The organism is Arcobacter venerupis (assembly GCF_013201665.1).
Lineage (GTDB): Bacteria > Campylobacterota > Campylobacteria > Campylobacterales > Arcobacteraceae > Aliarcobacter > Aliarcobacter venerupis.
The window spans coordinates 191,187-215,035 of record NZ_CP053840.1; the positions used below are offsets into that span (position 1 = coordinate 191,187).

General features: G+C 28.1%; 21 protein-coding genes and 1 pseudogene. 8 read left to right on the plus strand and 14 right to left on the minus strand.

Annotated features, from left to right (window positions below):
• The first annotated feature begins 31 nt into the window (after window positions 1-31).
• A complete protein-coding gene (gene metH / locus AVENP_RS00990) occupies window positions 32-3,508 on the plus strand; it encodes a methionine synthase (RefSeq protein WP_128358350.1) in 3,477 nt (1,158 codons plus the stop codon).
• Window positions 3,509-3,655: 147 nt separating this feature from the next.
• The gene (locus AVENP_RS00995; RefSeq protein WP_128358351.1) at window positions 3,656-4,510 is read left to right on the plus strand and encodes a DMT family transporter; all 855 of its coding nucleotides are present in this window, start codon (window positions 3,656-3,658) and stop codon (window positions 4,508-4,510) included.
• 23 nt (window positions 4,511-4,533) lie between these two features.
• On the opposite strand, the gene AVENP_RS01000 is transcribed toward AVENP_RS00995, so the two are convergent.
• Entirely contained in the window at window positions 4,534-4,974 is a 441-nt protein-coding gene (locus AVENP_RS01000) for a DoxX family protein (protein WP_128358352.1), read from the minus strand.
• Window positions 4,975-4,999: 25 nt separating this feature from the next.
• Window positions 5,000-5,599, minus strand: coding sequence for a DUF2238 domain-containing protein (locus tag AVENP_RS01005; RefSeq protein WP_128358353.1), 600 nt, complete (start codon window positions 5,597-5,599; stop codon window positions 5,000-5,002).
• 64 nt (window positions 5,600-5,663) lie between these two features.
• Between AVENP_RS01005 and AVENP_RS01010 the strand changes: the two genes are divergently transcribed.
• On the plus strand, window positions 5,664-6,800 hold the full coding sequence (locus AVENP_RS01010) for an iron-containing alcohol dehydrogenase (RefSeq protein ID WP_128358354.1): 1,137 nt from the start codon (window positions 5,664-5,666) through the stop codon (window positions 6,798-6,800).
• Here AVENP_RS01010 and AVENP_RS01015 read toward each other — a convergent pair.
• The gene (locus tag AVENP_RS01015) at window positions 6,790-9,339 is read right to left on the minus strand and encodes an ABC transporter substrate-binding protein (RefSeq protein ID WP_128358355.1); all 2,550 of its coding nucleotides are present in this window, start codon (window positions 9,337-9,339) and stop codon (window positions 6,790-6,792) included. The genes AVENP_RS01010 and AVENP_RS01015 overlap by 11 nt on opposite strands.
• Before the next feature lie 80 nt (window positions 9,340-9,419).
• On the opposite strand from AVENP_RS01015, the gene AVENP_RS01020 reads away from it, so the two are divergent.
• On the plus strand, window positions 9,420-9,914 hold the full coding sequence (locus AVENP_RS01020; RefSeq protein ID WP_128358356.1) for a hypothetical protein: 495 nt from the start codon (window positions 9,420-9,422) through the stop codon (window positions 9,912-9,914).
• 15 nt (window positions 9,915-9,929) lie between these two features.
• On the opposite strand, the gene AVENP_RS01025 is transcribed toward AVENP_RS01020, so the two are convergent.
• From AVENP_RS01025 to AVENP_RS01045, 5 genes are all read right to left on the minus strand, one after another.
• A complete protein-coding gene (locus AVENP_RS01025; protein ID WP_128358357.1) occupies window positions 9,930-10,679 on the minus strand; it encodes a tRNA (5-methylaminomethyl-2-thiouridine)(34)-methyltransferase MnmD in 750 nt (249 codons plus the stop codon).
• Window positions 10,680-10,693: 14 nt separating this feature from the next.
• Window positions 10,694-11,137, minus strand: coding sequence for a hypothetical protein (locus AVENP_RS01030; protein ID WP_128358358.1), 444 nt, complete (start codon window positions 11,135-11,137; stop codon window positions 10,694-10,696).
• Between the two features lie 6 nt (window positions 11,138-11,143).
• Entirely contained in the window at window positions 11,144-11,659 is a 516-nt protein-coding gene (gene luxS / locus AVENP_RS01035) for an S-ribosylhomocysteine lyase (RefSeq protein WP_128358359.1), read from the minus strand.
• A gap of 107 nt (window positions 11,660-11,766) precedes the next feature.
• The gene (locus AVENP_RS01040) at window positions 11,767-12,450 is read right to left on the minus strand and encodes a response regulator transcription factor (RefSeq protein WP_128358360.1); all 684 of its coding nucleotides are present in this window, start codon (window positions 12,448-12,450) and stop codon (window positions 11,767-11,769) included.
• Window positions 12,451-12,458: 8 nt separating this feature from the next.
• Window positions 12,459-13,019: a cysteine hydrolase family protein gene (locus tag AVENP_RS01045; protein WP_128358361.1), complete on the minus strand. Its 561-nt coding sequence runs from the start codon at window positions 13,017-13,019 to the stop codon at window positions 12,459-12,461.
• A 98-nt stretch (window positions 13,020-13,117) separates the two neighbouring features.
• Between AVENP_RS01045 and AVENP_RS01050 the strand changes: the two genes are divergently transcribed.
• A complete protein-coding gene (locus tag AVENP_RS01050) occupies window positions 13,118-15,028 on the plus strand; it encodes an AAA family ATPase (protein WP_128358362.1) in 1,911 nt (636 codons plus the stop codon).
• A complete protein-coding gene (locus tag AVENP_RS01055) occupies window positions 15,021-15,935 on the plus strand; it encodes a hypothetical protein (protein WP_128358363.1) in 915 nt (304 codons plus the stop codon). The genes AVENP_RS01050 and AVENP_RS01055 overlap by 8 nt, the downstream gene beginning before the upstream one ends.
• A 23-nt stretch (window positions 15,936-15,958) precedes the next feature.
• Here the strand turns inward: AVENP_RS01055 and AVENP_RS01060 are convergent, their stop codons facing one another.
• The 4 genes from AVENP_RS01060 to AVENP_RS01075 are packed head-to-tail and all read right to left on the minus strand — an operon-like array spanning window position 15,959 to window position 20,810.
• Window positions 15,959-17,053 carry an ABC transporter permease gene (locus tag AVENP_RS01060; RefSeq protein WP_128358364.1) on the minus strand — a complete coding sequence of 365 codons (1,095 nt, stop codon included), beginning with the start codon at window positions 17,051-17,053 and terminating at the stop codon, window positions 15,959-15,961.
• Complete coding sequence (locus tag AVENP_RS01065) at window positions 17,053-18,165, minus strand: ABC transporter permease (RefSeq protein ID WP_228201851.1); 1,113 nt, start codon at window positions 18,163-18,165, stop codon at window positions 17,053-17,055. Before AVENP_RS01065 ends, AVENP_RS01060 begins: the two co-directional genes overlap by 1 nt.
• On the minus strand, window positions 18,152-19,852 hold the full coding sequence (locus AVENP_RS01070) for an ATP-binding cassette domain-containing protein (protein WP_128358365.1): 1,701 nt from the start codon (window positions 19,850-19,852) through the stop codon (window positions 18,152-18,154). Before AVENP_RS01070 ends, AVENP_RS01065 begins: the two co-directional genes overlap by 14 nt.
• A 1-nt stretch (window position 19,853) precedes the next feature.
• Window positions 19,854-20,810, minus strand: a complete 957-nt coding sequence (locus tag AVENP_RS01075; RefSeq protein ID WP_128358366.1) for an HlyD family secretion protein — start codon at window positions 20,808-20,810, stop codon at window positions 19,854-19,856.
• Window positions 20,811-21,172: 362 nt separating this feature from the next.
• Between AVENP_RS01075 and AVENP_RS01080 the strand changes: the two genes are divergently transcribed.
• Together AVENP_RS01080 and AVENP_RS16070 are read left to right on the plus strand one after the other, a co-directional pair.
• Complete coding sequence (locus tag AVENP_RS01080; protein ID WP_128358367.1) at window positions 21,173-21,556, plus strand: PAS domain-containing protein; 384 nt, start codon at window positions 21,173-21,175, stop codon at window positions 21,554-21,556.
• A gap of 464 nt (window positions 21,557-22,020) precedes the next feature.
• A pseudogene (locus AVENP_RS16070) lies at window positions 22,021-22,818 on the plus strand (methyl-accepting chemotaxis protein); the annotation flags it as partial.
• A gap of 30 nt (window positions 22,819-22,848) precedes the next feature.
• On the opposite strand, the gene AVENP_RS01090 reads toward AVENP_RS16070, so the two are convergent.
• Together AVENP_RS01090 and AVENP_RS01095 are read right to left on the minus strand one after the other, a co-directional pair.
• A complete protein-coding gene (locus AVENP_RS01090) occupies window positions 22,849-23,205 on the minus strand; it encodes a hypothetical protein (protein WP_128358369.1) in 357 nt (118 codons plus the stop codon).
• A 9-nt stretch (window positions 23,206-23,214) separates the two neighbouring features.
• Window positions 23,215-23,778, minus strand: coding sequence for a hypothetical protein (locus tag AVENP_RS01095; protein WP_128358370.1), 564 nt, complete (start codon window positions 23,776-23,778; stop codon window positions 23,215-23,217).
• Between the last annotated feature and the right edge of the window lie 71 nt (window positions 23,779-23,849).

The following is a 23,849-nucleotide window of genomic DNA, read 5'->3' on the forward strand; positions in this document are numbered from 1 at the left end:
AATAATTATAATAAATAAGACAGAGAAAAGAATGTTAGAAACAATAAAAAATTTAATTAAACAAAAAGTTTTGATAATAGATGGAGCTATGGGAACACAGCTTCAACTAGCAGATATAAAACAAGAAGAATGGCTATTTGAAGAACAAGATTTAGAGGGTTGTAATGAACTTTTAAATTTAACTGCACCACATGTTTTAGAAACTATTCATGATGATTATGCCAAATCAGGCGCTGATTTAATATGTACAAATACTTTTGGTTCAATGCCTTGGGTTTTAGATGAATATAAAATTGGACATATGTCATATGAATTATCACGACTTGGAGCGCAGCTAGTAAAAAAATCTTGTGAAAAATATAGTACACCTGAAAAACCAAGATTTGTCGTAGCTTCTATTGGCCCTGGAACAAAATTACCATCACTTGGACACATCAAATATGATGAAATGTACGAGGGTTATAAAATCATGGCAAATGGTTTGGTTGATGGTGGATGTGATATTTTTTTACTTGAAACTTGCCAAGACCCACTTCAAATAAAAGCTGCACTTCATGCCTTAAATGATGCAGCACCGCATATTCCAATTATGGTGTCAGTTACTATTGAACTTTCAGGAACTATGCTTATTGGAACTGATGCTATGACAATAGCTGCAATTTTAAGTCCATTTAATATTTTATCTTTAGGATTTAACTGTGGAACTGGACCTAAACAAGTTCATAAACATGTAAAAACTTTAAGTGAAGTTTGTAGATTCCCAATTTCAGTTCATGCAAATGCAGGTTTACCTCAAAACAGAGGTGGAAAAACTTATTATCCAATGCAACCAGATGAATTTACATCTTTACAAATGGAGTTTTTAAAAATAAACGGAGTTTCATTTTTAGGTGGTTGTTGTGGAACAACACCTGAACATATCGAAACTTTATCTAAAGCAACGCAAGGAATAATTCCTTTAAAATCTTGCGGATTTTTAAAAGCATCATTAGCTTCACTTTTTGGAACAGTTCCTCTAAAACAAGAGCCAGCACCTCTACTTATTGGTGAGCGTTCAAATGCAACTGGTTCAAAAGCTTTTAGAGAGTTATTAAAAGCTAATGATTATGAGGGAACGTTAAGTGTTGGACAACAACAAGTAAGGGCTGGTGCTCACGTAATTGATGTTTCTGTTGGATTTGCTGGACGTGATGAGAGAAAAGATATGGATGAGGTAACTGCACTTTATTCACAAAAAGTTGCCCTTCCTTTAATGCCAGATTCAACTCAAATTTATGCCCTTGAAGCTGCATTAAAACAAATAGGCGGACGTGCTATTATCAACTCTGTGAATTTAGAAGATGGTGAAGAGAAATTTGATGCGGTTTGTAAATTAGCTAAAAAATTTGGAGCTGCACTTGTTTGTTTGGTTATTGATGAAGTTGGAATGGCAAAAACAAAAGAAGATAAAATCAGAATAGGTGAGAGAATCTTTGATTTATGTGTAAATAGACATGGATTTGACCCTGCTGATTTAGTATTTGATATGCTTACATTTACTATAGGTTCTGGTGATGATGAGTATAGAACTGCTGGAATGGAAACAATGGAAGCAATTCGTGAGTTTCAGATTTTACATCCAGAAGTGGGAACTACATTAGGGCTTTCAAATATCTCTTTTGGACTTGATATAAAAGCTAGAATTTATCTGAACTCTATTTATTTAGACCATTGCGTAAGAGCTGGGTTAACATCTGCTATTGTAAATGTAAAACATATTTTACCCCTAAATAAAATAAGTGATGAAGATAGAGCTGCTTGTGATAATTTGATATTCAACAACCATGAAAATGGTGACCCTTTATTTGCTTTTATTGAACACTTCTCAAATGTAGAAGCTCAAGAAGAACAAACAGATGAAGAGTATCAAAATATGCCACCACTTGAAAAGGTGCAAAAACTATTACTTGATGGTGATAAAGATAGACTTCTTCCTTTAGTTGAGGAGTTAAGACATACAATAAAACCTGAAACAATAGTAAATGAGTGGCTAATTGATGGAATGAAAATCATCGGTGAATTATTTGGAAGTGGACAAATGCAGTTACCATTTGTTCTTCAAAGTGCTGAAACTATGAAAGCAACTGTTGATGCTTTAAACCCATATTTACCAAAAGAAGAAAAAGATAGTGAAACTACACTAATTTTAGGAACGGTAAGAGGTGATGTTCATGATGTTGGTAAAAATCTAGTAGATATTATTTTATCAAACAATGGATTCAAAGTTGTAAATGTAGGTATCAAAGCAGGTCTTGATACATTTATTGACAAATTGCAAGAGCATAATGCCCATGCAATTGGTATGAGTGGATTACTTGTTAAATCAACAGCTGTTATGAAAGAAAACTTAGAAGAGCTTCAAAGATTAGGAATCAAAGTTCCTGTACTTCTAGGAGGTGCTGCCTTAACTAAAAACTTTATTGATGAGTATTGCCGACCATTTTATGATGGACCAATTTTTTATTGTAGAGATGCTTTTGATGGTGTTGTTTCTATGCAAAGAATTGAAAAGGGTGATGAAAATAATACTGCCCTTGCTGCTGATTTAATAAAAATAGTTGATACAAGTAATAGAGTGGAAGAAGAAGCTGTTGTTATTCCTCCTTATGAAGAGATACCACTTCCTGAAAAAGGAACTTTTACTTTTCCTCCAATTTGGGATAGAGTTGCAAAAACTGGTGCAAAACTAGATAAAGAGTTAATTTTTAAATGGATAAATCATAGGGTTTTATTTAGACAAAGATGGGGATATAAAAGAGGAAAACAAGACTCAACAGCATTTTTAAAATATGAAGAAGAAGTAGTTGAACCAACATATCAAGCTTTAAAAGCTGAATTATTAGATAAAAATATTTTTGAACCTATTGCTATTTATGCTTATTATCCTTGTATTTCCCATGATAATAAACTTTATATTTTTGATAAAAAATATCTGTTTAATACCCTTGAAGAGTCAAAAAATGTACCACCTTTAAGTGAAGCTATAAAAGTATTGGAATTCCCAAGACAAAAAAGAAAACCTTTTAGATGTATTCCTGACTTTTTTGCAAATGATAGACTGGATGTTGTAGCCTTTACACTTGCAAGTGCTGGACTTAAAATCTCTGATTATGAAAGAAGTTTATACGACAAAGGTGAGTTTACAAAATACTATCAAGTTCATGGACTTGGAGTTGAACTTGCTGAAGCTTTAGCTGAGGTTTTACATAAACAAATTAGACTTGATTTAGATATCGTGCCAAAAGAGGGACACACTTTAAATGATGTTCAAATGAAACAATATGTAGGTTGCCGATATTCTCCAGGATATGCAGCTTGTCCAGATTTAGCAATGAACAGAGATATTTTTGATTTATTAAACCCTGAAGAGTTTGGAATAGAATTATCTGAAACTTTCCAAATGCACCCAGAACAAACAACATGCGCTATTGTGGTTACTCACAAAGAAGCAAACTACTATAATATTTAAAAGTAAGAGTTTTAAACTCTTACTTTCTTTTCTATACAACTTTATAGCTATAAAATGAGATAAAATTTATAATAATATGAGGAAGCAAAAACTAATATGTAGTTGTATATAATTCGCCAAAATTTACATATTATTAGGAATTACGATTTGACAAATAATGCTAAAGGTTTAGCTCTTACCTCTTTAGGTATTTTAATAATGAGTCTGGAGTCACTTTTTATTAAATTTACAACAATATCTCCATTTTTATTTTCGTTTTATATCGGGATTTTTATGTTTTCATCAACGATGTTTACATTTATTTTTAAAGATAAAGAACATATAAAAAAAGCTTTTAAAACTTCGCTACCATTTTTGATTATATGTTCAATTATGATGGGTAGTTCAAATATATTTTTTATTACGGCAATCAAAACTACAACAGTAGCAAATGTAGTAATTATATTTAGTACAGCTGCTCTTTTTTCTGCTTTATTTGCGTATTTGTTATATAAAGAAAAAGTGAGCAGAAATATATATTTTGCTTCGTTTTTTATGTTTGTAGGACTTTATATAATTTTTAGTGATAAGTTGGAAGTGGGAAGTATAAAAGGAAATATTTTTGCATTGCTATGTACTATTTTCTTTTCAATTTCATTTGTTTTTTTATCACGTTATAAAGATATGAATAGGGTGGTTTTAACTGCTTTTAGTGGTATTTCTTTAAGTGTTATTGCTTTTTTCTTTACTGATGATTTGCAGATTGACTCAAATACTTTACTTATTATTGTGATAATGGGATTATTAATAACACCAATTTCGCGAGTTTTAATAGGACATGGAGCAAAATATATAAGTGCTAGCGAAGTGAGTCTTTTAATGTTAATAGAGACTATAATGGCACCTATTTGGGTTTGGTTATTTTTAAATGAAATACCAAGTGCAAATACTTTTATTGGTGGAAGTTTGATTATTGGAACATTGATTGTAAATTCAGTATATACTTTAAAGAAAGGGGAATAATTCCCCCTAAAATTTTTTCTAAATTAGTTTTTAATCTCGCATTTTTTACACTTAGCATCAAAACTATGTTTTCCTGCTCCGATAAACATAATTGAAACTGCACCTAATAGGTAAATTAGTGCTAATTCAATAGTTAAACCACCTGTTTTTCCAATAGTGAAAATTTCACTACTATGAGCTAGATATATTGCAAAAACCATATTTAATGCAAAAAATAATGATGATATTCTAGTAAATAGACCTAAAATGATTAAAATAGGGAAAACGATTTCACTAATATAAACACCATAAGCGATGAATTCAGGAAGTCCTGCATCTGTAACTAAAAATTTTATTCCATCTATTCCATGTACTAATTTAGCAAAACCATGAAATAACATAAGTCCAGCAATTGAAAATCTTAAAATCAATTTTCCTATATCTTCATTTAAAACTGATTCTAATTTGTTTTCACAACAAGTCATAATAATTCCTTTTATTTTTTCGCATTTATATCTTTTTTATGTTAAGTAATTGTTTAGAATGATATTTTCGCAAGATTAAAAGAGCCAAAATAGAGCCAATTAAAGCCCAAAACATATCACTTTGAGTATCCCAAATATAACCTTGAGTTCCTAAAAAATCATTTGCTCCTTCACCTGAGGAAATAGCAACCCACCACTCTACAAGTTCATAAAATGCAGAAAATGCTAAACAAAAACAAACTATGAAGAAATTTCTCCAAGCTTCACCAGAAATGATATTTTTTCTTATGATAATCTCTCTTGCCACCATCGCTGGAACAAAACCTTGGGCAAAATGTCCCAACTTATCGTAGTTATTTCTGTCTAGATGAAAAAACTCTTTTATAAAATCAAAAAGTGGAACTTGTGCATAAGTATAGTGACCACCAACCATCAAAATAATACAATGAATTAAAATAAGTGAATAAACTAAAGGTGTGAGTCTGAATTTATTATAAGTAAAAACTAAAACAATCAAAGCAATGATTGCAGGTAAGACTTCTAAAAACCAAGTGAATAAATCTTTTGGATTAACAAGTGACCAAACAAAGACAGAGAAATAAATAAATAACCAAATTTTAATCATTGTAATCCTTTAGAAATGTTAATTATCCTATAATAAAGCTTCAAAATTATTATAAAGGCATCCCATGAATTATACATATTTTAATCCAACTGCAATAGAGTTTGGAACAGGCAAAATAAAATCAATTGTTAATTACATTGATAAAAAACTAAAAGTGTTAGTTGTTTATGGTGGTGGAAGTATTAAAAAAAATGGAGTTTATGATCAAGTAAAAATAGCACTTGATGGTTACACTTGGTTAGAGTTTAGTGGAATTGAACCAAATCCATCTTATGAAACTTTAAACAAAGCCGTAAAAATTATAAAAGATGAAAAGATTGATTTTGTTTTAGCTGTTGGTGGGGGTTCTGTTATTGATGGAAGCAAATATTTAGTTGCCGCTGCACTTTATGATGGTGATGGTTGGGATTTTTTAGATGGTTCAAAACAAGTTGAGAAAGCTCTTCCTTTAGGTGCTATTTTAACTCTTCCCGCAACAGGAAGTGAGTCAAATACAACTGCTGTAATTTCAAGGGTTTCAACAAATGAAAAAAGATATTTTGGCTCACCATTGGTTTATCCAAAATTTGCAGTTTTAGACCCAAGTGTTATGAGTACATTAGATGATAGACAACTAGCAAATGGTTTAGTTGATGCTTTTGTTCATACATGTGAGCAATTCTTAACATATCCAAATACTTCGCTTTTACATGATGGTTATGCGCTAACTATTTTAAAAGGTTTAAAAACACTTGCAGTTGATTGGAAAAATAGAAAAGAGCTAGTATGGCAAGAAAACTTAATGTTATTGGCAAATCAAGCTTTAAATGGCTTCATAGGTTCAGGAGTTTCACAAGATTGGGCAACTCATATGATTGGACATGAATTAACAGCATTTTATGGACTTGATCATGCAAGAAGTTTAGCAGTTGTTCAACCACAACTAATTAGAGTTATGATGGAAGAGAAAAAAGAGAAATTTGAGTTAATGGGAAGAGAAGTTTTTGGAGTTCTTCACAATAAAGAGATAGTTCTTGAAGCGTTAGAATATATGTATCAAAGTATTGGTGTTACTACAAATTTAAATGAATATGATATTGATGATAAAGTTGTAGAAAATATTACATCAGCACTTAAAAAACATGGAATGACAAATATTGGTGAAAATGGAACTGTAACTTTAGAAAAAGTTGCACAAATTTTAAATATGGCTATGAAATAGGTAAAACTATCTCAAATAAAGCACCTTTATGGATTGAATCCATAAAGGTAAACTCTACATTTTTAGCGCTTAGTGTTCCTTTTAAATGCTTTTCAACTAAAAGTTTACTCATATACAGACCAATTCCCGTACCTCTAAATTTATGTTTAGTTGTAAAATATGGTTCAAATATCTTATCAATAATATCATCTTTTATTCCACCACCACTATCTTTTATTTGAATAATTAAGTTTTCTTCTTTTCTATAAATATCAATAATGATGTATTTATCATTTCCAATTGTGTGCCTTAGTGCATCTTTTGCATTTACAAAAATATTCATTAAAACTTGAATTAGTTCATTTTCAAGGGATAATATAGTGATATTTTGAATATTCTTTATTAATTGAATTCTATTTTTTATAAAAGTACTTCCCATTAATTCCAAAGCTTTTTCAATAGCAATATTTATATCCGTATTTTTTAGATTTTTCTCTTTGCTAAAAAAACTTCTAAAATCATCAATAGTATTTGATAAATATAATGTTGATTTTTTTATATGATTAATTGCTTCATAAAATTCTTCATCACTTAAAGTACTAAACTCTTTTTTTATCTCCATTCCAGATGCGGCAACACTAATTGTTGATAAGGGTTGTCTCCATTGGTGAGCAATATTTTCAAGCATTTCTCCCATTGAAGCCATTCTTGATTGTTGTATTAAAATTCTGTTTTTTTCTTCATTCTTTTTTATTTCTTCTTTAATTCTTTTATTTAACTTTATATTTAATTTTTTTAATAAATAGTGTCTATAAAATAAAATACCAATAAAAATAATAATTGCTAAAATAGTTAATATGGTGTATAAATAATAATAGTTAAACTCTTTTTGATAATTAACTGAAATCCATTTATTTAAAATTTCTTGTTTTTCAGTTATGGAAATATCAGTAATAGCTTTATTAAATATATCGTTTAAAATTGGTTCATCATTTCTTGACCCAATTCCTAAATTCCAGACTTCATCAAGTTTTCCTGATATTTTTAATTGACCTGTATAATAATTTTGTATATTGTAGCCCACCGTTGGGAGAGTTCCTATAAAGCCAAAAACTTTACCTCTTTGAACAAGGTTTAACCCTTCTTGTACATTTTCAACATCTATAAAATCAATATTAGGATATTTAACTTTTAATATATCTCCAACAGCGTAGTTACTAACTATTGCCAGTTTTTTATCTTTTATTTGTGAAATATTATCAATAAAAGCAGCATTCATATTAGTGGCAATAACTAAAGGAGCACTAATATATGGTACTGAGAAGTTTAGATATTTTTCTCTTTGAGGTGTTGTTCTTACAAGTGAAAATATATCACAAACTTTTTTTTGTCCTAATTCTAAAGATTCAGTCCATGTTTTTGTAGGAATTAAAGTTATTGGAGTATTTATCTTTTGTTTTATTAATTCTATATAATCAGCTGCAATTCCAATATGTTTATTCTTTTCAATTTTTTCAAATGGCATCCAGTTTGGATCAACACACATTGTAATAACTTTCTTTTTTAAAAGATAATCTTTTTCACTTTTATTTAAGAGGAATTCACTATTTATATCTTTATTATAAATAAAATCTTTACTATGAATATCTTTTTTTAGTAAGCCCATTACTTTGTATGTATTTATAATTAGATTCATCTTTTCTTGGGTAATTGTTCCAATTTTACCATTCTTATCAAAAATAAGTTTTTTCATCTCATTCGCTTCAAAAGTTAAACTTTCTAAACTTTTATTTTGAGAATTATATTTATCATAAATTAGTTTTACAATTTCATCAATGTTATTAAAAGCATATTCAAAGCCTTTAATAGTTGCTTCATAAAAGTTATGTACAAGTTTTGGATTTTCTGTAGCAAATTCATTTGTTGTAAAAATAATATCTTCATAAAAATCGAATCCATAATCTTTAGGCTGAAACATATTATATTCATAACCTCTTTCTTGTAATAAAAGAGGTTCATTCGTTGAAAATGCAAGTATTAAATCAGTTTTTCTATTTATTAAGTCATTTATATCAAAAGAATTATTGATTATATTTATATCATTGAGAGATAAACCTTTACTAATAAGCATTGATTGTAAAGTAGCAAATTTTTTTTCTTCTTCCGTCATCATAATTGTTTTATTTTTTATATCTTGAAGATGATTAATCCCAAACTTTTTTAAAGTAAGTAATATTACAGGAGAAGATTGGAAAATAGAACCAAGTAAAATAATATCTTTATTTTGAGAAATATCAAGAAGTAAAGAACTTGAGTTTATTCCAAAATCAGCTTTTTTTTCTAAAACTTCTTTTGTAACATCTGTTGAATCAGTATATTTCTTTAGTTCAACATCTAGCCCATAATCTTTGTAAAAACCCTTTTCAAGTGCTGTATAAAATCCAGCAAACTCGAATTGGTCAAACCACATTAACTGAACTGATGTTTTTTGTAAATTTGAAGCATTTAAAAAAGAGAGTAAAAATGTGTTTAATATGAAAATAAATATTATTCTTTTCAAGATACTCCTTTTTTAAATAAATTAACTCAATATTATAACAAAGTAAGATAAAATACGTATTATCATATTTAGGAATATTCATGTCTAAGGAAAAAACCATTAAAAATAGAATATTAGAGTATATTTATACAACTTCTAAACAACCAATTTTATTAAAAGATTTATTAGTTGCTAATAGACAGTACAATGATGGGATGCAAGTTGACCCAGCAAAATTAGGATTTAGAATAAAACTTATTCATGCTTATAATGTTTATATTGCTTTTGTTTTACTCATCTTGATACCAATTTCTTTATTAACTCATAAAGAGATGGAGATATTAAATCCACATATTTCTATATTAGCTGCAATGTTTACAACAGCAGCTATTTTTATTGGTTTTAATTTTTTTAGGGATAAGATGAGAGATACAATGACAAGAGAATTAATAATCAGATCTTGGAAGTTACATTTTCCATTTTTTTCTTATGAAGAGTATTCTGAAAAAATAGATGAAATTTTTGAAAAAGCAATGAAAGAAGAGATTTCAAAAAGAGATTTAGAAAAATATATTTTAGATAATCTTTCGAAATAATAAGTAGTTTTAAAACTACTTATCATGCAAAGCAACTGCTTCTTTATTCCTTTGTTTTTTTAGTTCCATATCCACATATTTTTCAATCAAATCTTGTTTTTGTTTAAAGGCTAAAGTGATTTTCCGCTTAACTGGTCTGTTTTCATAAATAAAAAATCCAGCTTCATACATAGAAAGTCTAATTGGTGTTGCAATTGCATATGAACTCATAACACAATCATTTTTGCAAAGTCTGTAAATATCATCAAAATACTCTTTTGTCCAAAGCTCAAAATTCACATCACTTGAAAAAGCATCTTGATAGATTATGTCAAAACTATTTGGTTTTAGGTTTTTTATATAATCTCTTGCATTTCCAATAAAAACTTCTATTTTGATTTTTTCATCTTCATATTTGCAAGTTTGTGCAACTGCTTTTATAATATGTTTAATATTCTCAAACTCTTTTGGAAACTCAAAATTTTCAAGAGATTTTACTAAATTTCCATCAAGTTCTGGAGAATAAAAGTTGAGTTTCACATCAAGATTGTTTTGTAAAATATAATAAATAGTTGAAAAAGTGTTATATCCAATACCAAAACAAATATCCAAAATAAAAAGCTCTTTTTTGTTTTTGTGAAATGTGAAAGTTGGGATTATATGTTTGCTCAAAGCTTCGTTTATAGCTCCATCATCAGGATTGTGATAGTGTTGATTGTATTTTTGAGAAAATAGAGTATTTGAGCCATCTTTGGTGGCAACAATTGAGTTTATGTTATCTTGCAAGATTAGTTTTCATCTTATAGTCCATTATCCCAATGGTGCATTTTTTTTGCTGTGAAAATATAAGTATCATCAAAAAGTTCAATACAGTTTGGTGCTTGAAAACCTACACTTTCGAGTAAATCTAAAAGTTCATATCTATTGTCATTTGAGATTTTTTCTAGGATGATGATATTCCCAGAGTTTTCTATGGCTTTATACATAAGTTTTAAAATATTAGTTTTATCTTCACAATATGAAAAGATATTTCCTAAAACAATGTATTCATATTCCCTTGCAGTTGCTCTAAGTTTTGCGCTGTTTTCATCAACAAAAGGAATATATTTTATATTCCCTTCATTTTCTTTTCTTATCTCTTCTAAAGCAGAATCAACAAGACCTAAAGAGTTATCAATATGTAAAATAGCGATATTTGTATAATCTGCAAATAACTCTTTAAAAAGATTTAGTTTTTGTTCCACTTTGAATTAGTTTCCTAAAGAGTTTAGTTTTTCATCTGAAAGGTATAACTCTTCATTTGACATAACACCAATATCAGATTTTAAAATATCACGAGCTATTTCTTTTGCTTCTTCAAGTGAATGCATAGCACAAGTTCCACATTGGAAAATATTTAATTCTGGAATATCATCTTGTTTTTCAACAGCAAGTACATCTTCCATAGCAGCTCTCCACGCAGCTCCAACAGTTTTTTCATCTGGATTTCCAAGTAAACTCATATAAAAACCAGTTCTACAACCCATTGGTGAAACGTCAATGATTTCTACTGTTGGCGAATTTAGGTGATTTCTAATGAATCCTGCAAAAAGGTGTTCTAAAGTGTGGATACCTTTTTCACTCATCATTGATTGATTTGGTACGCAAAATCTTAAATCAAAAACAGTGATAATATCTCCCGATGGTGATTTCATAGTTTTTGCAACTCTTACAGCTGGTGCTGGCATAATAGTGTGGTCAACTTTAAAGCTATCTAATAATGGCATTGTAATTTCCTTTTTGTTTATAAAATTTGTTCAATTTTTTGTTTTTTAATAAGTGCAGATTGTATCAAAAGTTTATTAAATGGGTGGTAATAAAAAGTTTAGAAGAGTTAATGATGAATATTTTTAAGTTCTAGTTTGTATCCAATTCCTGAGTAGTTTTTTATAATATTTTTAAAAGTCTTTTTTCTTAAATCTCTTATTAGGGATTTTAGAGCAGCTTGGGTACATTCATTATTCCAAATATGATATTCAATTTCTTCGTAAGTGATTATTCTTCCTTGATTTTGAATAAGTAAGTTTATTAATAAACTCTCTTTTTTATTTAAGATATATGATTCATCATTTTTTATAATACTTTGAGTTTGAAAGTTGAAAAAGATTCCATTTGCAAGTTTGAAATTACTGTATATTCTTCTTTCTATAATTTCCATACATTTGTTTAAAGCCTCAATTAAAATAGTATCACCAAAAGGTTTTATGATATATTTTGTGATGTAAAGTTCAAGTAGTTCGGTTAGGTATTGATTATCTTTGTTATTTGATAAAACTATAAAGGCAGTTTTTATATCATCACATCTAATCTCAATTAAAAAATCAATAATTTCTCTATTTTTAAAATCACTATCAATTATGATTAAACAAGGGGATTGTTTGATGTATTGTTGTTTTGATTCAAGTATTGTTGAAGTACAAGTTACTTTATTTACAGTGTTACAAAGAAGAGAAAAAAGATTCTCAACTTTGTCTTGATTATCCATGATATAAAGTACAGATAAATCACTTAATTCCATTTAATGCCTTATAATAATTCTAAAATCTCATTTGTTGTGTGAACTTTTGCAAAAGCAAATTCAAGTCCCGCCATAAATGCAGCATGAGCCATAGGTGCCGGAATTTTGATACCGTTAAATTCCAAATCTTTTGTGGTACAAGCATCATGAGCAACAAAGCAGTTATAACCAAAATCACTAGCTGCTCTAGTTACTGAATCGACACACATAAATGACATAGCTCCTACAATAATAACATTTGTAATATTAGAATCATCTAGAATCTCTTTTAAGTTAGTGCCTTTAAATGAATTTACTTCATGTTTTAAAACTTGTGACTCATTTTCTTTTGGAGTTAATGTATTGTGAATTTTTGCACCTTGTGAGTTTGGAGCAAAAAATGGTGCATTTTCCATATCAAACTCATGTCTTACATGAACTATTTTCATGTTTTTTTCTCTAAATTTATTTAATAATTTCAAAGCATTTGCAGCTGCAAGTTCAGTTTCATATAGTTGCCACTTTGCACCCTCAAAGCTTCCAAAATAATCATTTTGTAAATCTATTAATATCAATGCTGTATTTTCCATAATATTTTCCTTTTTTGTTTATGTAAAAGTATATAAACTAATAGGAGGAAAAAAGAGGGATTAAAAATAAAATAAAGGAATATATCTAGAAAGGAATTTTGAATAACATTTTAACTATGATTAGTAATAAAATAATAGCAAAAGAGTTTTTAATGGAATTGGTTTATTTGTGGGTTGAGGATTATAAAAATATACATAAACAAGGGTTTGATTTTTCGCCTAGATTTAGGTGTGAATATGATGAAAAAACTAATGAACTTACTATTAATGAGAATAAAGATTATGTAAGTATTTTTCCTGATAATATAAATATTACTGCTATTGTTGGAGAGAATGGGAGTGGGAAGAGTAGCCTAATTGCTGAAATTATTAATAAAATAATATTTAATACAAAAATTGAATATCAAAGAAAAGCTCCTTTGATATGTTTTTTAAATGATAAAAAAGATGAAATTTATATTTATTCTCATTTGATTAATGAGATATCAAAAGTTAATAGTAAATTTAATTTTAAAATAACACACCTAAATAATGAGAACATAGCTAGTGAAGTGGATAAAGAGTACAAAAGTCCAGAATATGCACCTATGATGAAGATTTCAAAAAAGTTTAAAGACGAATATTATAGAAGTTTTTTTTATTTATATAATAATAGTTTAGAGAAAGACTCAAATTATCATCATATATATGAATATAATGAGGAATTGTTATTCTACTCAGAAATAAATAAATCAGCAGATATGATTAATATACAAAAAGAGAGTGATAAAACTCTTTCATATTTAATTACATTACTTTATAACCAAGATAGAATTCCTAAACAAATAAAAAATTTTTATCTTCCTACAAAATTATTTTTAGATAGAGAAATTTTAGGATTATATTTTAGAGGTAAATATGAAGAGGAAGAATTAAAATATCACACTCTTTTAAAAAATGATTATAATGAGAAAGATATTGTGAAGTTAGAAACAATGCTTTATTTAAGATATTTTATAAAATCATTTGATGTTCTTCATCAAGAATCTATGAAAGAAGAAATTGAAGAACTATTTGAAAATATAAACATTGTAGAATCATATAATGAAATTTGCACTATCTTGGAATCTATGGCAAATAAGTACATTAGAAATATTCAATATATAAAAGAACAGATAAGATATGACGACAATAAGCATAATGACTCCTCTGTAAAAGATTTGAATGAATTAGAAAAAATATTTCAATTAATAGTAGATATTGATAAATTTGTTTTATTAATAAAAGAAATGAATAATAATTCTGACCCTGATTATGAAATGAATATTGAATTATTAAATGAAGAAGAAGCTATAAAATTAAAAGAATTACCATCTTATTTAAAAGTTAATTTTGCTAATAAAAATGGAAGATTTTTTGATGAAATAAGTAGTGGTGAATATAATTTATTGAAATTGCTTTTATCAATAGAAAATATTATTCACCTAAGGAAAGAAAAAACAGATACTTTATATATTTTACTAGATGAGATTGAAAATACATTTCATCCTGATTGGCAAAAAAGAATTTTAAATTGGTTGATAGAATTCGTAAAGTATTTTAATATGCAAATTAATATTATTATATCTACGCACTCACCATTTATCCTCTCAGACATACCAAAAGAAAACATAATATTTCTAGAAAAAGGAAAACAAGTTTATCCTTTTGATGATGAAAAACAAACTTTTGGAGCAAATATACACACCTTACTTTCCCATGGTTTTTTTATGAAAGACGGACTTATGGGTGAGTTTGCGAAAGATAAAATAAATCAAGTTTATAATTTTATTGAACAAAAAGATACAAATTTTATAAAAACAAAAGAAGAAGCTCAAAATATAATTAATCTTATTGGCGAACCAATGCTTAGAAAAGAACTTCAATTTTTATATGATGAAAAATTTGAAGTTGATGATATAGATAAGCAAATAAGAGAGTATGAAGAAGCTATTGAAAAACTCAAATCAAAAAAGAAAAAAAATGATTAAAATAGATATTGATGAAACAATAATAAATAACTTTTATAACGGAGTAAAAGAATATATAGGAAAACATCTTTTTGTATTAAATATAGAAAAAGATTATTTTACTGATGAAAAAATAGAAGAAATTATAAAATGTAAAATTGATGATTTTCAAAAAATAATAGATGAAATAAATAGTTTAGGATTAAATCAAAATTTAATCAAAAAAGCTTTTGTAGGAGATGAAAAAAACAAATTTGGATATAAAAAATTTACAACAAAAGCGAAAACTCAATATAGAGCATACAATTTATCAGAAGCTTTAAATATTGATGTATGTCCTTATTGTAATAAAAATTATACTTATACAATTGTTAATAAAACTCATCAATACACAAGACCTGATTTTGACCATTTTTTAGCAAAAGAAAAATATCCTTATTTTGCAATGTCCTTTTATAATTTAATTCCCTCTTGCCAAGTTTGTAATAGAACATTAAAACTTAGAAAAGAGTTCTCTTTAACAACACATTTACATCCATATAAAGATGATTTTAATAGTATAAAAAAATTTACAACTACTAAACCTTTACTTCTGTGTAATAATGAAAAAGATTTTGAAATAAAATTTAAAGATAAATCAAAAGATACTACATTAGTGGAAAGGGCAAATAAAAATATAGAAGATTTTGCTTTAGTTTTACAATATAGTAAACATAAAGATATTGTTTTAGAATTAAAAGATAGATATGACTTATATAATGATGATTCTATAAAAAATATTTTAAAAGATACAAAAGTTTTTAAAGATAAAGGAGAGGAATATATAAAATCTCTAATAATGTGTTCGAGTACAAAAGACAAAAATATACACAAACGCCCACTATCAAAACTAATAAAAGACATAAGCGAAGAACTAGATTTGATATAAAGATTCAACCCTAAGAATCTTTCCTATTGAATCTTTTTCCTAAACATCCACGAGGCAAAAAACAAAGATACAAACCCTAACGCCAACATTGGAACTATTAGTGAAATAGCCATATCAAAACTTATATCTTTTAGGAATACACCTTTTAATAAAATCAAAAAATATTTTAAAGAGATAATATCTGTAAATGGGATTAACCATTGGGGCATATTTTCAACAGGTGTTGCAAATCCTGACATTAAAATATATGGAACCATAAGCACAAAAGCTCCTAGGATTCCTTGTTGTTGGGTTGATGAGATTGAAGAGATAAAAAGTCCAAGTCCAACTATTGAAAATAAAAAAGCTAATAATCCTAAAAAAAGTATGAGCATTGAGCCTACAAAGGGAACTTCAAAATATGTTATTGCCACTAGATATATGATAATAGCTTCAACTGCACTTATCAAAAGAGGGGGAATTGTTTTTCCAATTATTAAAAGAGTTGAAGAAAGAGGTGCAACCAAAAGTTGCTCAAAAGTTCCTAATTCTCTCTCCCTTGCAACTGATAAAGCTGTTAATAATAAAGCGATTAGCATTGATAAACTTCCCATTAGATTTGGAAGTATCCACCAAAAGTTATCTAGGTTTGGATTGTATAAATTTCGGTTTATTATTGTGTTTGCTATTGATTGATTGTTTACTACTTTTGAAATAGCTAATTGCACATAACTTTGGGCAATCTGGGCGCTATTTGATTTTCTTCCATCGCCTATGATTTGTATTGTTACATCTTCATCTTTTGCTATTTTTTGAGCGAAATTTTGAGGAATAGAGATAGCCAATAAAACTTTTTGAGTATCAATATACTCTTTTAGTTGTTCTTGGCTATCTAATCTATAGATATTTGTAAAAGAGTTGCTATAAGATAAATTTCTTATTATCTCTTGGCTTTTTACACTATTGTCCCTATCTAAAACTGCAATATCTATATTTTTTACTTCAAGGGTAACTGCAAAAGAAAAAAGAAAAAGTTGCATTAAGGGTGGAATTATAATAATAGTTCTAGATTTTTTATCACTCCAAATGGCTAAAAACTCTTTTTTCATCAAAGCTAATAATTGAAAAATCCAAACCATTAGTCCAACCTTTTTCTTGTGATTTTAAATATAATAGAAAAGATAACAATTCCCACCACTAACATGGCAATAACATTTGGAAGAATAACTTCATAAATATCACCACTTAGAAATATACATTGCAAAATCTCTATAAAATATCTAGCTGGAATAATGTGGGTTAAATATTGAAGCCATACTGGCATACTGCTGATTTGAAAAATAAAACCAGATAACAAAAAAGCAGGTAAAAATCCAACTAATAGTGCAGCTTGAGCTGCCACAAACTGATTTTTTGCAAGTGTTGAAATCAAAAGCCCAAGTCCTAGTGCGGGAATCAAATACAAAGCTGAGGTAAGAACAAGTAAAAAAACAGAACCCCTAAATGGTATCTCAAACCAAAATATAGCAATACAAACACAAATAAACATGGAAATCATAGCAAGTACAAAGTAGGGCAAAACTTTTCCTAAAAGTAGCTCAGTGATTGTGATTGGTGTGGACATGATGGCTTCCATCGTTCCTCTTTCCCATTCTCGGGCAACTACTAAAGCTGTTAACAGAGTACCAATTAGAGTTAGAATAATAGCAATTGAACCTGGTAATAAAAAATATGAGCTAAGAAGTGGAGCATTAAACCAATATCTAGTTTGAATATCCAAAGATGAACTTGTTGATTTTTCAGCAAATCCCTCTTGAATAAGCCAGTTACTCCAAACTCCATTTGTGTATTTTTGAACAAAACCTGCGATGTTTGGTTCACTTCCATCTGCTAGGACTTGAATTTTTGTATTTTGTGTCTCTAAATCTTTGGCAAATGTTGAGGGAATAACTATTATGGCACGAATAGTTCCTTCTTGAAGTTTATCTTCAAAATCCATTCGATTATTTCCTACTTGTACATCAAAACTATTTGACATTCTAAAGGCATTCAAAAAACTCATAGAGTATTTTGAAGATTGTTCCACTACCACACCAACAGGAATATTTTTTGAGTCAAGTGAAATTGCATATCCCATCAAAAAAAGTAAAATCAAAGGTAAAACTACAGCTATTAATATTGAGCTTGGATCTCTTATGATTTGGTAGCTCTCTTTTATAAATAAAGCTTTGAATCTTCTAAATTTCATCATCGTCACTTCTTTTTATAAGTTCGATAAATGCCTCTTGCATGGTTGCATTTGGTGAGACTTTTAGGATTAGTTCGTGGGGTGAATCAATTGCTATTGCTTTTCCTTTGTAAATCAAAGCTATTTGGTCACAATATTCTGCTTCTTGCATAAAGTGAGTGGTAACCATGATAGTCATTCCTTTTTGTACCATCGCGTAAATATGATTCCAAAACTCTCTTCTTGTGATTGGGTCAACTCCACTTGTGGGTTCATCCAAAAAAAGCACCGCAGGGTCGTGCATAACAGCACAAGCAAGCGCCAGTCGTTGTTTATATCCTAAAGGTAAATCTTTGGCTTGGACATTTTTAAATCTTTGTAAATCAAAAATATCTAACATATCAGTTATTTTTTGTTTCTTTTTTTCATGTTTTAGTCCATAAATACCCGCATAAAATTTTAGATTTTCAAAAACACTAATATCAGCATAAAGTGAAAACTTTTGAGACATATAACCAATTCTCCATCTAGCTTTTAAAGAGGAGTTCATAAAGTTATAACCCAAAACACTTGCTTCTCCACTTGAGGGTTTTAGTAAACCACAAAGCATTTTAAAAGTTGTAGATTTTCCAGCTCCATTTGGTCCTAGAAGTCCAAATATTTGTCCTTTTTTAATCTTAAAACTTATATCATCTGTTGCTGTAAAAGAGCCAAATTTTTTAGTAAGGTTTTTAACTTCAATAACATTTTCTTCTGTGGTCTCGATAAATTTTATTTGTTCTGCTAGTTTTGAAACACCATCAAAATTGGCTTTTAGAATATCCATAAAACCATCTTCAAAAGTAGGAATTGCTTTTTTATAAACACAATTTGAAGCTTTTATATCTTTTAGTTCTGGTAACTTTAGTGATTCATCACAAATAATTTTTATACTATTTCCTAAAATTAAAGCATCTTTTATGTACTCATATCCAAGGGCTAAGCTAAGAGTTTCTCTTTTGTCTTTTATCTCTCCAATTATGTCAAAAACTCTATCTTTCATACCATCTTTTAAAATATCTGGATTACCAAAAAAAAGAATATTTCCCTCATTTAAAAGCAAAACTTCATCACAAAGTTCTGCTTCATCAAGATAAGCTGTACTCCATAAAACCGTTACATTCTCTTTGGTAAGATTTTCAACCATACTCCAAAGCTCTTTTCTGGAAATTGGGTCAACTCCAACTCCTGGTTCATCAAGAAGTAGAAGTTTTGGTTTTTTAATCAAAGCACTAGCAAGTCCTAGTTTTTGTTTCATTCCACCAGAAAGATTTTTTGCTAAAAAATCTTTGAATTTAAAAAGGGAAGTAAAATGTAATAATTCATCTATTCTATTTTGAAGATTATCTAAAGGAATTGATTGTAAATCAGCAAACAATCTCAAGTTTTCTTCCACACTTAAATCTTCATATAAACCAAACTTTTGAGGCATATATCCTATTTGTTCTTGAATTGTTTGGATATTTGTTTGCAAATCTAAATCTAAAATCTCAATAACTTTTGCTTCATAGGTTAAAAGGCCACTAAGAATTCGCAAAAGTGTAGTTTTTCCTGCACCATCGGGCCCAACGATTCCTGTGATTTTATTTGGTTTTATTTCAAAAGATATGTTATTTAAGGCCTTTTGTTTATCAAAACTTTTTGAGAGATTTTTTATTGAAAGTATTGACATATTATTTAATTTCAGGGAAAGTGATGGTTACTGGCATTCCTTGTTTTAGATTATCATCAACATTTTTTACAATAATTCTAAATCGGTAAACCAAATCAGTTCGTAAATCTTCTGTTTGCACAGTTTTTGGTGTGAATTCTGCAAGTGGTGAAATGAAACTCACAACTCCTTCATAGGTTTTATTACTATCATTTGTAATAACTGCTTTCATTCCTGCTTTTACAAGACCTAGATATTTTTCACTTAAATAACTTCTTACCCAATAATCATCACTTTTTGCAATCTCAACTATAGTTTGAGAACTATTTATTATTGAACCTGGTTCATATACTTTTGTGATTATTGTTCCATCAACTGGTGAATATAAAACTGTATCATCATAATTTATTTGTAAGATATTTCTTTGGGCTTTTAGGGATTCAAGTGTTGCTTTTGCACTTGAAATATCCTCTTTTTCATAACCATTTTGAAGAAGTTCTAAAGAGCTTTTTGCATAATCATATTGTGCTTGTAAATCTAAAGCTAAGGCTTTTGCATCATCATAAGATTGTATTGATATTGATTTTGTTTTAGAAAGTTCTTCAGCTCTTTTGAAATCTTTGTTTGTTCTATCTAGATTTATTTTTACTTCAGCGAGTTTAGCTTTAGCTTTTTCTATCTCTTCAATTCTGTAACCTTTTTCAAGTTTTTGAATTTGAATCTCTTGAAGTTTTATTTGAGCATCCATTTGATTTAGGTTTTCTTTAAAAATAGAGTTTTCAATGGTGGCAATTATGTCACCTTTTTTTAATTTTTGACCCTCATCAAAATTTAAAGTATCAACTCTTCCTGAAACTCTAAAAGCTAAAGATAAAGCTCTAACATCAACATTTCCATAAAATTTTGTCTCTTTTTTCTCTTGAAAACAACCAGAAAAATAGATTAAACAAAGAGGTAAGAATAAGATGAGTTTTTTCATAAAGTTCCTTTATATAGGATTTAATGGACTTTAGTATATTACAATAAGAATAAATTTGGAATAAACATTTAAAGGAATGATTATTCATGTTTAACACTATTTTAGAAAAGAGTCATTTTTGAGCCATTTAAGTGGGTATAATTACGTATAATATATTTTAAATAATTTATGCAAATATAAATTATCTTAAATTTTGTAGGTATTAAATACTCTAAATTGTCTGAAATATTGGGTTAATCTGAGAAATAAAATTAACAAACAAAGCTTTCTGAAATAAAAAATATAATTAAAATTAATTAAATAATATTTTAATGAGAAAATAAATTGCAAATTCATATTAATATATTTATGGGACTTAAATAATGGAACAAGAAATAAAAATGCCAGAAAAAATGATTATCGTTACTGAAACAGATGCAAAAGGTATTATTAAATTTGCAAATGATGACTTTTGTAAAATTGCTGGTTACTCCTTAGATGAATTAATAGAACAACCTCACAGTAAAGTGAGACATCCAGATATGCCAAAAGCTGCTTTTGTAGATTTATGGCAAACTATACAAAAGGGTGAGATTTGGAAAGGTATTGTAAAAAATAAAACTAAAGAAAATGCTTATTATTGGGTAAATGCAACAGTATACTCATCTAAAACTTCATCAGGCGAATTGAGATATATCTCAGTTAGAGTAAAACCAACAACTCAAGAGATAGCTAATGCTATTAAACTTTATTCAACATTTAAGTAGGTATGTATATGTTCTTTAATAACTCAGATAAAAAAATAATAAATAGTTTAGATAATATTATTGACTACTTAAATAATAAAACAAATGCAATAGATAAAAATGATTTTAAATCATCAAGAAGTAACAAGGAAGTTAAAAAAAGATTAGACTTAATTATAGATATTTTAAATAAAAAAAACAATGATGAATTGCGAATTTATGGTGAAATAATGCTTGTTGCAGAAAAAATGATGAAGGGTGATTTTAGTGATAAAATTTTCCATACAGAAACGCCGAATATTAAATTAAATTATATAGCCACGGTTATTAATAATTTAAATTATACACTGAAAACAAGTATTAGCAATCTGCTAAAGATTTTGGATGAATATAGTAATTATAATTATTTACATAAGCTTGATAAAAAAAATGTTTTTGGTGACTTTAATCTTTTATTTGAAAGAATAAATAACCTGCAAGAGAACATAACCGTAATGCTAATAGAGAATAAATCAAATGGTTTAACCCTTGACCAAAGTTCAGATATATTACTTAAAAATGTAGATAAACTAAATAGAAGTTCAACTGAAGCAGCTTCAAGACTTGAAGAGACAGCTGCTGCTATTGAAGAGATAACTTCTAATATTAGAAATAATACAGAAACTATTGCAAAAATGGCAACTTATTCAACAGATGTAACAAAATCAGTTTTAAATGGTGAAAAACTTGCAAATCAAACTACAGTTGCAATGGATGAGATAAATGTACAAGTAAATTTGATTAATGAATCTATTTCAATTATTGACCAAATAGCATTTCAAACAAATATTTTATCTTTAAATGCAGCAGTTGAAGCAGCAACCGCAGGTGAAGCAGGACGTGGATTTGCAGTTGTTGCAGCAGAAGTAAGAAATCTTGCAAATAGAAGTGCAGAAGCTGCAAAAGAGATTAAGATAATAGTTGAAAATGCAACGGCAAAAGCGAATCAAGGTAAAGATATAGCTACTAATATGATAAGTGGTTATAAACAATTAAATGAAAATATCTCTGAAACAATTAATTTAATCCAAGATATAGAGATGTCAAGTAAAGAGCAATTATTAGGAATTGAGCAAATTAATGATGCTGTGAATAGTCTTGATGCACAAACACAAGAAAATGCAAATATTGCATCCCAAGCTCATAATGTTGCTGTTATAACGGATGAAATAGCAAAACTTGTAGTTTCTAATGCAAATGATAAAGAGTTCCATGGCAAAGATAGCGTAAAAGCAAAAGAATAAAAGTTATAGTTTTAATTATTCTTAATAAATTTAATTCATACCAAGATTTTTTCTAACCATAGCTTTAAAGGCTTTCATGTGTTCTCGTAACATATTTGGAATAATCTCTTCTTTACAAGCATGAACAATATTTGCAAGTTCTGGTTTTGAATAGATTGTAGTTCTATCTCTGGCTACTTGAATAAGATGATTCACATCATCATCTAAATTTATATCAACTCTATCACAAAGTGCATCATAAACATTAAAAAAAACTTCCCTATCATGTGAAGTCATTTGGCAACTATCATCTAACATTTTTAAAGCTAGTTTTGAAGCATAATCAATTTCAATTTCTTCAAAGTTGTGTGTTAATGCCCAATCATAAGCCTTTTTAAAAAAATCCATTTTTTCTCCTTAATCCATGTATGGAATATCTAAGTTCGCATCCCTATCATTTGCACTAAAATCAAAATCACTATTTGTTGGAAGTTTTGTTAAGTTTTTTTCTATAACTTTAACTTGTAGTTTGTGGTAATTATTTTCTTCTATATTCTTTTCAATTTGATTTTTGTAATAACTCAAAATTATAGGATGAAGTCTCTCTTTATCTTTTATCAAATCATTTAAAAAAGCATTTAATTGTGAGATATCAAACTCATCAATTTTGCTCAGTTTTCGCAAGAGATTTCGTACAAACTGTTTTTGATGATAACCCTCACTTAACTCTAAAAGTTTTGATGCTGCGAATATATCAGCTTCTTGGGCTGAATAGTTGTACAAATATCTAAAATGGTCACAAACTATTTCTATATATTTTGGATAATACTTTAAAACAAAAACTAACTCTTTTAAGTCTCCATCAATAAGTACTTGAAACAAAGTAGCCGTTCTTTTTTCTATTTTATCCCAGTGTGCGCCATGTTCTCTGAACTCGCCAAAAAAACGTTCGTAATTTTCTAATTTATATTTTTCATCCATGATTTTGTATATGCAATTTTTATACCTTTATAATTGTTATTTTTAATCTGCTTAGGGTGAACAATATGCTA

Excerpts from the sequence above, each read along its gene's own strand:
- AVENP_RS01010 (WP_128358354.1), top strand. The coding sequence starts at position 5,664 with ATGAATTATACATATTTTAATCCAACTGCAATAGAGTTTGGAACAGGC.
- AVENP_RS01000 (WP_128358352.1), bottom strand. The coding sequence starts at position 4,974 with ATGACTTGTTGTGAAAACAAATTAGAATCAGTTTTAAATGAAGATATA.
- AVENP_RS01065 (WP_228201851.1), bottom strand. The coding sequence starts at position 18,165 with ATGATGAAATTTAGAAGATTCAAAGCTTTATTTATAAAAGAGAGCTAC.
- AVENP_RS01060 (WP_128358364.1), bottom strand. The coding sequence starts at position 17,053 with ATGGTTTGGATTTTTCAATTATTAGCTTTGATGAAAAAAGAGTTTTTA.
- luxS (WP_128358359.1), bottom strand. The coding sequence starts at position 11,659 with ATGCCATTATTAGATAGCTTTAAAGTTGACCACACTATTATGCCAGCA.
- AVENP_RS01095 (WP_128358370.1), bottom strand. The coding sequence starts at position 23,778 with ATGGATGAAAAATATAAATTAGAAAATTACGAACGTTTTTTTGGCGAG.
- AVENP_RS01055 (WP_128358363.1), top strand. The coding sequence starts at position 15,021 with ATGATTAAAATAGATATTGATGAAACAATAATAAATAACTTTTATAAC.
- AVENP_RS01075 (WP_128358366.1), bottom strand. The coding sequence starts at position 20,810 with ATGAAAAAACTCATCTTATTCTTACCTCTTTGTTTAATCTATTTTTCT.
- AVENP_RS01080 (WP_128358367.1), top strand. The coding sequence starts at position 21,173 with ATGGAACAAGAAATAAAAATGCCAGAAAAAATGATTATCGTTACTGAA.
- AVENP_RS01070 (WP_128358365.1), bottom strand. The coding sequence starts at position 19,852 with ATGTCAATACTTTCAATAAAAAATCTCTCAAAAAGTTTTGATAAACAA.
- AVENP_RS01020 (WP_128358356.1), top strand. The coding sequence starts at position 9,420 with ATGTCTAAGGAAAAAACCATTAAAAATAGAATATTAGAGTATATTTAT.
- AVENP_RS01005 (WP_128358353.1), bottom strand. The coding sequence starts at position 5,599 with ATGATTAAAATTTGGTTATTTATTTATTTCTCTGTCTTTGTTTGGTCA.
- AVENP_RS01040 (WP_128358360.1), bottom strand. The coding sequence starts at position 12,450 with ATGGAATTAAGTGATTTATCTGTACTTTATATCATGGATAATCAAGAC.
- AVENP_RS01090 (WP_128358369.1), bottom strand. The coding sequence starts at position 23,205 with ATGGATTTTTTTAAAAAGGCTTATGATTGGGCATTAACACACAACTTT.
- AVENP_RS01045 (WP_128358361.1), bottom strand. The coding sequence starts at position 13,019 with ATGGAAAATACAGCATTGATATTAATAGATTTACAAAATGATTATTTT.
- metH (WP_128358350.1), top strand. The coding sequence starts at position 32 with ATGTTAGAAACAATAAAAAATTTAATTAAACAAAAAGTTTTGATAATA.